At 68.3% G+C, this 11,566-nt stretch carries 5 protein-coding genes and 2 pseudogenes; 3 read left to right on the forward strand and 4 right to left on the reverse strand.

Annotation, left to right across the window (positions count from 1 at the left end):
• Window positions 1-2: 2 nt before the first annotated feature.
• Entirely contained in the window at window positions 3-641 is a 639-nt protein-coding gene (locus IE239_RS15120) for a toxin-antitoxin system, toxin component family protein (protein WP_190149822.1), read from the reverse strand.
• A gap of 410 nt (window positions 642-1,051) precedes the next feature.
• Between IE239_RS15120 and arfA the strand changes: the two genes are divergently transcribed.
• Window positions 1,052-2,566 (forward strand): arabinosylfuranosidase ArfA, encoded by a 1,515-nt coding sequence (gene arfA, locus IE239_RS15125; RefSeq protein ID WP_190149823.1) that lies wholly within the window; start codon window positions 1,052-1,054, stop codon window positions 2,564-2,566.
• Between the two features lie 264 nt (window positions 2,567-2,830).
• Window positions 2,831-3,481 (forward strand): DUF4360 domain-containing protein, encoded by a 651-nt coding sequence (locus IE239_RS15130; protein WP_190149824.1) that lies wholly within the window; start codon window positions 2,831-2,833, stop codon window positions 3,479-3,481.
• A 223-nt stretch (window positions 3,482-3,704) separates the two neighbouring features.
• On the opposite strand, the pseudogene IE239_RS15135 reads toward IE239_RS15130, so the two are convergent.
• Window positions 3,705-3,869, reverse strand: a pseudogene (locus IE239_RS15135) (IS110 family transposase); the annotation flags it as partial.
• A 24-nt stretch (window positions 3,870-3,893) separates the two neighbouring features.
• Here IE239_RS15135 and IE239_RS15140 point away from each other — a divergent pair.
• Window positions 3,894-4,368 (forward strand): annotated as a pseudogene (locus IE239_RS15140) (integrase core domain-containing protein); the annotation flags it as partial.
• 45 nt (window positions 4,369-4,413) lie between these two features.
• On the opposite strand, the gene IE239_RS15145 reads toward IE239_RS15140, so the two are convergent.
• Together IE239_RS15145 and IE239_RS15150 are read right to left on the reverse strand one after the other, a co-directional pair.
• Complete coding sequence (locus tag IE239_RS15145) at window positions 4,414-4,824, reverse strand: hypothetical protein (RefSeq protein ID WP_190149825.1); 411 nt, start codon at window positions 4,822-4,824, stop codon at window positions 4,414-4,416.
• Window positions 4,825-4,933: 109 nt separating this feature from the next.
• Window positions 4,934-11,512, reverse strand: a complete 6,579-nt coding sequence (locus IE239_RS15150; RefSeq protein WP_373308103.1) for an RHS repeat-associated core domain-containing protein — start codon at window positions 11,510-11,512, stop codon at window positions 4,934-4,936.
• Window positions 11,513-11,566: the final 54 nt, after the last annotated feature.

Genomic DNA, 11,566 nt, shown 5'->3' on the forward strand with positions numbered 1-11,566 from the left:
GTTCACCGCGCGGTACCCCGGCGTCCCCGGTAGCCCAGCGTCCGCTGGACCGCGGCCGTCTCCGCGCCGGGCCCGGAGGCGGACGGTCCCGGGCCGTCCGGCCCCGGGTCGGACAGATAGCGCCGGAAGCGGGCCGCGAGGCGGTGGCCGAAGTCGTCGGCCTCGGCCTCGTCGTCCTCGCGGGAGCCGTTGCGGGCGGCGACGGTCAGCGCGACGGAGTCCCAGCCGGACCGGCCGGCCAGCACGCCCGCCGCCACCGTGCCGACGCCGTGATGGTGATGGCGGTGCCCGGCGTGCAGATGCCAGAGCTCATGTCCGAGGATGACCAACTGCTGCACCGCCTCGGCCCGTTCCTCCACGATCACCAGGTCGAACTCCTGGAACTCCACCCACAGGCCGGTGACGCCGAACGCGTCGGGGAACCGCTCGAACCGCACTTCGACGGGACGGCCGCCGCGCCGAGCGGACATCGCCTCGCACAGCGCCCGGCACACGTCCCGCACCCCGCACGGGCGACGGGGGCGCGCCCGCAGCGCGGCGGAGAGATCGCCGGTCAGCTCGCGCATGGCCGGTCCGGTCCGCGTGCGCCGCAGCGCCGAGGCGATCCGGGCCGCCCTTCCGCGCGCGCCCGCGATGTCCATCCGCTCCCCCTTCTCCACCGCCCGGCGGCACCCGTCCGAGCCTACGCGGCCGGTTGTGCTCACGTCACGAGAAGTTTCCACGGGACCGCCGATGGAAAGCGCTGTCAGAGATCGCGTCGAAACCATTGACGGGCGGGCGCATCGAATTTTACGTTCCGTCCGAAGTCACGAGCATGATCCGAAATACCGAACCACTGAACCACCGGTCACGACCCACCGCCCCGAGCAGCCGGCCACCGCCCACCGGCCACCGGTCCCCAGCCGCCACTCGCGAACCGCGAACCGCGGGACGGGAACGGGAGCGGCGGGACCACGGAAAGGGCGCGCGGACCCGCGCGACCGGGCACCGCAGACCACGCGCCGCGCCCGCAGGGGAACCCGCGGCGGAAACCGAGACCCGAGAGGCCACGATGAGCACCGCCCGCTTCACCCTCGACCCCGACTTCTCCGTCGGCGAGGTGAACCCCCGTCTCTTCGGCTCCTTCGTCGAACACCTGGGCCGCTGCGTCTACACGGGCGTCTTCGAGCCCGGACACCCCGCGGCCGACGCCGAAGGCCTCCGCACGGACGTCCTGGACCTCGTGCGGGAACTCGGCGTCACGGCCGTCCGCTACCCGGGCGGCAACTTCGTCTCCGGCTACCGGTGGGAGGACTCGGTCGGCCCCGTGGCGGACCGTCCCCGCCGCCTCGACCTGGCCTGGCACTCCACCGAGACGAACCGTTTCGGCCTCTCGGAGTACATCGACTTCCTCCGCAAGGTCGGCCCGCAGGCCGAGCCCATGATGGCCGTCAACCTCGGCACGCGCGGAGTCGCCGAGGCCCTCCAGCTCCAGGAGTACGCCAACCACGCCGAGGGCACCGCCCTCTCCGACCTCCGGGTGAGCCACGGCGACAAGGACCCGTTCGGGATCAGGCTGTGGTGTCTGGGCAACGAGATGGACGGCCCCTGGCAGACCGGCCACAAGACGGCCGAGGAGTACGGCCGTCTCGCCGCCGAGACCGCCCGGGCCATGCGTCAGCTCGACCCCGGAGTGGAGCTGGTCGCCTGCGGTTCCTCCAGCCAGTCCATGCCGACGTTCGCCGCGTGGGAGGCGAAGGTCCTCGAGGAGACGTACGAACTCGTCGACTACATCTCGCTGCACGCCTACTACTGGCCGGAGGACGGCGACGTCGACTCCTTCCTGGCCTCCGCCGTCGACATGGAGTCGTTCATCGAGAACGTGGTGGCGACCGCCGACCACGTGGGAGCGCGGCTGAAGTCGAAGAAGCGGATCAACCTCTCCTTCGACGAGTGGAACGTCTGGTACCTGCCCGAGTGGGAGAAGTACTCCAAGGGCATCGACCAGGGCGACTGGCCGCAGGCCCCGCGTCTGCTGGAGGACTGCTACAGCGTCACCGACGCCGTCGTCTTCGGCTCCCTGCTCATCGCGCTGCTGCGGCACGCCGACCGGGTCGCCGTCGCCTGTCTCGCCCAGCTCGTCAACGTCATCGCGCCGATCATGACCGAGCCCGGCGGCCCGGCCTGGCGGCAGACGACGTTCTTCCCGTTCGCCCAGGCCGCCCGCCACGGCCGCGGCCAGGTCCTCGACGTCCGGGTGGACTCGCCGACGTACCTGACGCGCAAGCACGGCGAGGCCGACCTCCTGCACGCGACGGCGGTCCGTGCCGAGGACGGCTCGGTCACCGTGTTCGCCGTCAACCGCGGACGCAACCAGGCGCTCCCCCTCGAGGTCCGCCTGAACAGCCTCGGCCTGACGTCGGTGGTGGAGCACAGCGTGCTCGCCGACGCCGACCCGGACGCCCGCAACACCCTCGCCGATCCCGAGCGGGTCGCGCCGCACCAGGCGGAGGGCACGACGCTGACGGACGGCACGCTGACGGCGACGCTGGAGCCGCTGTCCTGGAACGTGATCAGGCTGGCCTAGGGGGTGCCGCCGAGTCGCCGGGCTCGCGGCGGGGCCGCCCGGGTGCCGGATCCGTGACGGGGGCGGGGGCGCCGGTGACCGCGGAACCACGGGGTGTGAACGGGCCGGGGTGAATGGCCTGAGTTCTACCTGGGCACGCCCCAGCGGTCTCCCTACGATGCGATCGCCCCGGTCCTTCACAGCAACTTCATTGACCCTTCACAGAGTTGCTGTGCGGAGCCGGCCGCATCCACCCCCCACCGATCGAAAGGAAGGGGAGAGACCATGGCCAGTGGGCTGCTCCTGGGCGGCGCGGTCGCCGCGCTCGTCACCGCCGCCATACCCGCGCACAACCCGTCCTCGGGATTCGTCGACCCGCCCCCGGACAAGATCGTCATCAATGTGGCGACGGTGAACGGCTCGGGCTGCCGCCCGGGTTCGGCAGCCGTCGCGGTCTCCGAGGACAACACGGCCTTCACCGTGACGTACAGCGAGTACCTCGCGCAGGTCGGCGGGAACTCCGACCCGACCGCGTTCCGCAAGAACTGCCAGCTGAGCCTGGTCGTCCACGTCCCCTCCGGCTTCACGTACGCCATCGCCAGCGCGGACTACCGGGGCTTCGCCTCGCTCCAGTCCGGGGCCAACGGCGTGCAGCGGGCCTCGTACTACTTCCAGGGCTCGTCGCAGACGGTGTTCAAGAACCACACCTTCAACGGCGCGCTCAACGACAACTGGCAGGCGACGGACACCACCGACTGGGCCAACCTCGTCTACGCGCCGTGCGGAGTCCAGCGCAACTTCAACATCAACACCGAGCTGCGGGTCAACGCGGGCACGTCCTCCGCGTCCAAGGTCAGCTTCATGACCATGGACTCGACGGACGGCGACATCAGCACCATCTACCACATGGCCTGGAAGGAGTGCCCGGGCAAGTGAGCGGGCCCCGGCCCTGAATCCGCCCGGTCCCTCCGGCGCACCGGAAGGGCCGGGCGCGGCCATGCGCGCGGGACCGGCGCTCGAGGCCGGGCGTCAGCGTCCCCACGTGTCCGGACGAGATCGGCCCGCCCAGGGCCGTGGAGGTGGTCAGGACCTCGGGGGGCCTCTATGTCTTCCGTCAAGGCACCCCTGTCGGGTTTGGGGTGGTTCGGGGTTGTTGAGGTTACGCGGCGAGCTCGACGCCTTTCGGTGTCCGGGATTCGTAGAAGGTGCCGTCGCGGAGCATGGCGAACAGGACGCTGATGCGTTGACGGGCGAGTCGGAGGAGGGCCTGGGTGTGGGTCTTGCCGCGTGCTCGCTGGTGGTCGTAGTAGGTGCGGGAGGCGGAGTTGGCGTTCATGCAGCCGAAGGCGGCCGCCAGGCCGGCCGCGCCACCCGCAGCTCCATGGGCTTCGACTACGTCCACTCCGCCGTCGACGACCACACCCGCCTGGCCTACAGCGAGATCCACGGCGACGAGAAGGCGACACCTGCGCCGGGCCGCGACCTTCTTCACCGCGTCGGGCATCGACCGCATCGAGCGGCTCCTGACCGACAACGCTTGGCCTTACCGCAAGAGCTTCGCCTGGCAGCAGGCGCTCGCCGACCTCGGCGCGAGCCGCAAGCTCACCCCCGCCTACCGGCCGCAGACCAACGGCAAGGTCGAACGCTTCAACCGCACCCTGCTCGAGGAGTGCGCCTCACTCGAGCCCTACACCAGCAACGACGAGCGGACCGCGGCCCTGGCAGACTTCCTGCGCACCTGCAACCACCACCGCGGACACAGCGCACTCGGCGGCCAGCCGCCGATCAGCCGTGTGAACAATGCTGCGGGTCAATACACCTAGCTAGATCCATGGACTGGGGTCTTGGCGCCGGTTGGCGCGCTCAGGTCACAGAGCGCCGGCTCGCCTCAACTCGCCGAGGCAGTCGTCGACCTCGATGACCTCGTCGCGGGAGAGGTTCGGGACGACCCACTGACGGACGGTGGCGTGGGCGATGAACTCCTCCGGGAGCCCGATCCCGTAGTGCTCCACGTAGTCGGCCGCGTCGAGGCGCCAGAAGAAGCGGCCGTCGCTCATGATGGCGGTGCCGCCGGAGCGGGAGAACTTATTTCCCAGAATGTCCTCAGAAAATCCCATCAGTGCAATGATCGGAGTGCCGGAGCGGAGATAATCTGTGATCTTTTTCCGCTCCTCTTCGGGAATCTCGCCGACTTGTCGCCGAAGCTCGTCGGCGTTATCCGCGAAGGCGGACTGGCTTGCGATCGTTCCGAATATTCCAAGGGGGGAGATGTTTGCCATGCGAGGTTTTCCAGACAGTAGGCGCCATCCTGTGGTGGGAAGACGAAGGGGCCGTATTCTCACCACAGGGTGGAGCGGTATCAGAACACTTCCGGTCGCATTCTACTGGTCATCGCATCCCCCACGGGACGGCATCTCCCTGGGAACCGTTCGGCCACTCACGGACGGTTCCCATTCTGGGGTCCAGGTCGACCTGGTGCTTGCTCGCGCCGGTGACCTTCACGCCCAGGGCCTCCGCGAGCTCCTCGGCGGAACCGCAGGCGGAATGGCAGGAGACGATCTGAATGGGGCCTCCCTTGTAATTCGGATTCTCCCGGACGAGCTGGGCGATCTGCTCCGGGTGAGTGATGAGTCCGTCCACCCGGAAGTTGCCCGCCTCATCGCCGTGAACGATGACGTCGTGACCCTTGGCACCGGTCGACCGCATGAGGTTCTGGATCGTGTTGGCGTCGTCACCGATGGCCGTGGCTGTTCCGCTGTACCGGACCTTGCTGCCGGCCCAGGTGAAGGAGACTCCGGTAGCCGCCGCACCCGCAGGCAGGCTCCCGCCGGATGCGCCGCCGGTGGCCATTTCGGCTATTTCAGCGGCGCACACCGGGGCGGTGGCCAGGCATCCCTCGCCTGCGGCCAGGATAACGGGAGCCGCCACCACGGCCACCGTCACAGCTGTGACAACGCCCAACACGACTTTCTGCCAAGTCGCGAGCTTCGGTTTGTCAGGCAGATCGTTGGCGCTCGAGTCGTAGTAAGGGTTCGTGCCCATGGCGTAACAGGACCGGCACGATCCGTCTCGGCGCTCGGGCTTCGGGTCAGGCCCCTTTTTGAAGACGACCTTCGCCGCTGTGTGGCCACCGTCCGAGCTGACGGTGACGGTCATGGTGCCGTGTCCCGTGCCTCCGCCGGCCGACTGGTAGTTGAAGCTCTGGGTGTAGGTGTGGGTGGAGTGGTAGGTCCATCCACCGCCGGGGCCGGTCGTTGCCCAGGACCGGTAAGTGCCGCCCTTGCCGTCGCTGCATCCCTGTTCGCAACCGACGATCGGCCGTAGGCCGGAGGGGTCGGACTGGGTGACAGGGGTGTTGCTGGCGTAGGCGTAGCCGTTGAGGGATTCGTGGTCGTCGGGGGCGAGGACGGGGTCGACGGAGAGGAAGCGTCCTGTGGTCGGGTCGTACTCGCGGGCGCCGATGTGGGTGAGTCCGGTGTCGGCGTCGGCGGTTTTGCCGAGGAAGCCCTTGTCGTCGGGCCAGGCCGGAGGGGTGGAGCCGCGTGCCTCGCCGAAGGGCTTGGTGTAGCGGCGGGTGACGGTCTGGGTGGTGGCGTCCACCGTCATGGAGGCGGTGCCGTGGTGGTCGTCGACCATCCAGGACAGACCCGTCTCGGTGCGGACGGCGGTGGCGTCACCGGACGGGTAGTAGCGCTGGGCGGTGAACTTGTTGGCCGCCGTGTCGTAGTGGAGTTCCTGGCCGGCCAGGTAGAGGACGGTCTTGTCTGGGCTGCGGCGGATCAGGAGTTCGCCGCCTGCGTCGTAGAGGTAGTCGGTGGTCTTGGCGCCTTCGGTGAGGCGGGTGAGTTCTCCTTCGATGTCCCAGACGAGGTCTTGTACAGCACCGGTGGGGCCATAGCGCTTGGTGGTGTTGCCCTGTTCGTCGTAGACGTACGCTCTGGCGGCTCCGCCGTCGACGGAGGTCAGGGTGTGGGGTTGGCCTTCGCCGGTGGCGTTGACGGCGGGGTAGGCGTAGGTGGTTGTGGTGTCACCGGAGGCTTTGTGCTCGACCTGGGTGTCGCGCAGGCCGCCGGGCTTGTAGGCCCAGCTGGTCCAGTACGGTGCCGGACCGCCGAGTGCGGACGCCGAGCGGGCGGTGGCGCAGTCGTTGGAGGAGGGGGTCCAGGCTTCGGTCAGGCGGCGGTAGCCGTCGTAGGCGAAGCACTGGGTGTCCTTGCCGTTGGCCTGGTCGGTGAGCGACAGGATGTTGCCGGAGGTGTCGTAGGCGTAGTCGACGTCGCTGGCGTAGCCGGTGTTGGTCTGGTCGACGGTGTGAGTGTTGGACAGGCGACGGGTGCCGTCTTGGTAGCGGTTGAGGATCTGGAACAGCTTGGCGCTGGTGGAGGTGCCCAGGCGGGTTTCTTCGATCTCGCCGTAGGGGGAGTAGCCGATGTTCTGGACGTAGCCGGTCATGCCTGCGGTGCCGGTCAGCATGCCGAGGTCGTTGTAGGTGTTGACCACGGTCTCGGCGGGCAGGCCGGCCACCGCCGGGACCGAGGTGGACTGGACGGTGCCGTCCCGGTTGTAGACGGTGGAGGTGGTGAAGGTCTGCGCTGCTCCGGCGACGACGAGGGGGTCGCTGGCCGCAAGGACGGTCTTGGTCCCCTTGGCGCGGCCGAGGGAGTCGTAGCCGGTGACGACCTGGGAGTAGATCTTGCCGGTGGTGCCGCCGACATACCGAATCGCGGCGGTCGGCTGTCCCTTGGCCAGGGAGTCGTAGGTGAACTTGGTCAGCTGGTGGGTGCTGTCCTGCACTCCGTCCCAGGTACCGGTTTCACGGCCGAGTTCGTCGTAATCGGTGATCAGGGTGCGCTCGGTGCCGTCACGGGTGGTCGTGGCCGTCAGCGGCTGATCGGCGTCGTTGTAGGTGGTGGTGACAGTGCCCTTGTCCGGGTCGGTGGAGGTGGTCTTGCGGCCGCGCAGGTCGTAGCCGTAGGTCCACACCGCCCCGTCCGGGCCGGTCATTTTCTTGAGCTGGCCGCCGGGGGTGTATTCATACAGGGTGCGGGTGTAGTCGTTGCCGATTGGGACGGGGCCGCCGTACTCGCGGCGTTCGGTCGTCCGGCCGCGGGCGTCGGCGATCGTCATGATGCCGGTGCCGCCCTCGGCGGCGGTGACGGCGGTTCGGTCGCCCAGTTCGTCGGTCTTGGTGCGCCACTTCTCCTGGCCATAGACCCGGAAGACGGAATCCGTGGCGCGTCCGGCGGCGTCGAAGATGGTTTCGCTGGAGGCGGGGACGGAGCCGGGGTAGGTGTTGGCCAGGGTGCCCGAGGGCGCGACGTCGTCGTGGACCTGGCTGTTGGATATGTAGGCCAGGCCGCGGTCGTCGTAGAGGGTTTCGGAGATCACCCTGCCGCCGGTCGGCGCGGGGACCTGCTTTTGGCGGGAGCGCAGCAGGCCGTCGAAGATCTCGTACGCGCTGTTGTAGGTCTTGCCGTCGTTCTTGAGGGCGTCGGTGCGAACCCAGGTCTCTTTGTCGTTGTTGACGTTGTACGCGTAGACGATGCTGGCGGCGTCGCCGAGCGTGCGGGAGCGGTTGGGCTTCCAGACCGAGACCAGGCGGCCGAGGGCGTCGAAGGCCCATTCGGTGACGTTGCCGTTGGCGTCCGTCGATTTAGTCGCCGTGCCCCAGGCCGGGTCCACCACGGCGGTGGTGGTGTAGAGCTTGGGATCGGTGGTGGTTTTGGAGGTCAGCGGGCCGTAGCCGGTGTCGTCAGGGATGTAGGTGGTCTTGACTGTCTGGTTGAGAGCGTTGGTTGCGGTGGAGGGGCGGCCCAGCTTGTCGTAGGTGGCGCTGGACACCTTCTGGTAGACCGGGGCCTTGTCGACCGGGTTGTAACTGGCGATCCGGTAGGAGGCGGTGATCTCACCCTTGGTCGGGGCTGCCCCGACTGCCTGGCCGTCGTAGGCCGTCGCAACGTCGGAGACGACGTCGTCGGGTATTACGGGAGTCGTGGCGCAGCCGACCGCGTAGGTCTCGGTGCGCGAGACGGTGTTCACAAGCCAGGCCGAGGTGTTGCGGGCGTAGCTGGTCCGTACGCATGACTCGTCGCCGGTCTTGGTGATGTCGCCGGTGTCTTCCACGGTGATCGGCATGCCGTACGTGGTGTCGTATGTGGTTTTCTGCTTGACCGTGCGGATGCCGGTGGAAATATTGGTGCGGGTGGCGGTCTCGCCGGCCTGGACGATCCAGGCTTCGGTGGTGCCCCAGCTGTAGGCGTGGCTGCTGGTCTTGTAGGACCAGGGGGTGTTGATGGTGCCGCTGTCCTCGTCGGCACCGTTGTAGATGATGGTTTCGCGGACGAAGCCGGCGTACTGGCGGGCATCGTCGATGGCGGCACCGGTGGAGTCGGTGACCTTCTCCACGCGGGGTGTGCCGTCGAGTTCCTTCTCGCCGTTCAGGCCGCGCATGTAGAGGGTGGACTTCTTGGAGCGTGGGCCTTCGGAGTCGCCGGAGGTCTGCACGACCTTGCCGTAGCCGCGCCACTGCGACCAGGTGCGGTTGGAGGTCTTGGTCAGGCCTTCGTCGTCGGAGTAGGCCCAGCCGGCGCCGCTCTGGTAGTCGTAGTAGGTCTCGCCGGTGTCGCCGTGGCCGTAGGGGTCGTCCTGGAAGACGGAGGTGACCACGTACTTGTGGAACCAGTCGGTGACCGGGGTCGCTCCGGACTGGGACCATTTGACGGGGAAGCAGCGGCGGGTGTTCTTGTCGACCGCCGAGGGCATGCTGGTGCCCCAGATGCAGTCGGGGTCGGAGTAGTTGGCGGTGAGGGTGGAGCCGGTCTCGGACTTGATGGTGCGCACGCGCCACTTGATGTAGCGCAGGGTGTCCGGGCCGCTGCCTTCGACGTGGTTGGGCATCTGGATGCCGCCGAAGACGACCGGCGGCAGGGCGGCGGCGGTGGTGTTGGCCTTGCCGGTGTTCTGGATGGACTTCAGCCACAGGCTGGCCGAGGAGGCGTCGCCGGTGTCGGGGAAGCTCTGGTCCAGGTGCCAGGCGTCCACGTCGCGCCGGGTTGTGCCGGTACCCGTCCACACCGAGGTGGTGACGTCGGTGAGGCGCTTGCGAGTGAAGAAGGACGGGCCGATCTGGGTGGTGCACTTGGTGCCGGAGGCACAGATCATGTCGAAGGGCACGTCGGGCCAGTTGGCCTTGGTGTCCTTCGTCAGGCTGGTGCAGCCGCCTGAGGTGACGCAGCGTTCGGCGTAGGTGTAGCGGATCTGCTGGGCTGCGGGCTTGGTGTAGATCAGGTCGCTGCGCAGGCCGTAGTCGATGCGGTCGAGGTAGCCGCCGCGGGTGTAGGCGGTGCCGTTGACGGTGGTGTCGGCGTTCTTGGAGTAGTAGTTCGTCTCCGGGGTGTACCAGTAGGCGGAGGCGTTGTCGTGGGGGTCCACGACGTAGTCCAGGTTCCAGCGCCAGGCCTGGTTGCAGGAGGAGTTGGCGAAGCCGGTGGACTTGTAGCAGGGCTCGCCGGAGTCGTCGCCGAAGACGGGGACGGTCCACACGGAGTTGGTGACGGGGTCGTCGTCGGTGGTGGAGGTGGTGCCCTTGTCGCTCCAGCCGGGCAGGCGCTGCTTGCCGAAGAAGTACTGGATGCCGGATGCGTCCGTCACTTTCCAGTATTCGGTGTTGTTGTCGCCGTTGCCGGTGGCACCGGTGAGGTGCTCGACGCGGGTGCCGTCTTCGTTCTTGACCTTCCACGAGCCGCCGGTCGCTTCGGACAGGGCAGCGGTGTCACAGGCCGTCTTGTCGGCGCAAGTGTTGACGAGTTCGACGGCCTTGCCGTTGAGGACGAGCGTGGCGTTGGCGTACTTCCAGCACAGGTCGCCCTTGCCGGACTGACCGTCGTCCTTGCAGGAGGCGTACTTGCGTTCGATGTAGGACTCGGTGATGGAGAAGCCTTCGCCGATCACCGAGGTCTGGTTGTTCTCCCCGGCCGTGCGGCCGTCCACCGAGGCGGAGTCGTAGGAGATGGACAGGTTCGGTGACGGGCCGGCCGTGGCCGGGGGCACTCGCAGCGGGTAGTTCCAGGTGAAGTCACCGGTACTGCCGCCGCCCTCCCAGGTCGCGGTGGGGGACAGCGAGGTGGCGCTGAAGTCGCTGCCGCCGCCCGAACTGCCGGCTGCCGCCGCCAGCAGCATAGGCGTGCCGCTCGAGAGGGCTCGTGCTGAGACGCTGCCCGTCAAGGTCCGTGATTTCGGGTCGTTGTCCGCTCCCGTCACCGGGCTCTGGATGCGGCAGGAGGCCTTCTCCGGAGTGGTCAATGCACACGCCGGGAGGCTCACCAGTTTGAGGCGGGGGCCGAAGTTGCCGCCGTACACGTCGCTGAAGGAGGAGTAGTCCAAAGAGACGCGGAGCGTGTCGCTGTCACCGACAGCTGCCCCGGCGGAGCGGGGGGCGCCGGCTCCCGCCGGGTCGACGGTGAGCAATACGCCGTTGACGCCGGCCTTCTGGGCGGCGAGCCGGGAATGGACGCTGAGCGCCACCTCCTCGGCCGGACCGGTGGCCTTCGCCTTGCTTCTAGCCGACTTGGCAGCCGGGGCGGCGGGCTCCTGAGCCAGCTCCATGCCGAGCCCGCCGACGGTGACCGTGGCCTTGCCGGTCGCCGCGACCGCTGCCTTGACCTTGCCCGGCCTGGGCCAGGCAGTCTTCTCCACGCGTTCGCGGGTCTTCTGCGAGGCGGGGGCAGCTTTGTCCTTGGGGGAATTGGACGCGCCGGGCTTGAGCACGCCCACCTTGTCCATCTTCGCGTGGGCCGGGCCCTCCAGCTGCTTACGCGCTGCCGAGGCTTGAGCCTGAGCGGTGAAGTCATAGCCGGAAGGGACCACGACTTGCGGTAGGACGGAGAAAGCGGCCACGAGCGCGCCATGGCCGAGCCAGCGGCGCACCACCGCCCCTGGCACGCGGGTGCGGAAGGGTCTTGAAGACACGGTGATTCCCCTGCGGTCGATGCGAAAACGGGCAGGAGCTCCGGAGGCAGCACT

It is taken from the genome of Streptomyces humidus, from assembly GCF_014649655.1.
Lineage (GTDB): Bacteria > Actinomycetota > Actinomycetes > Streptomycetales > Streptomycetaceae > Streptomyces > Streptomyces humidus.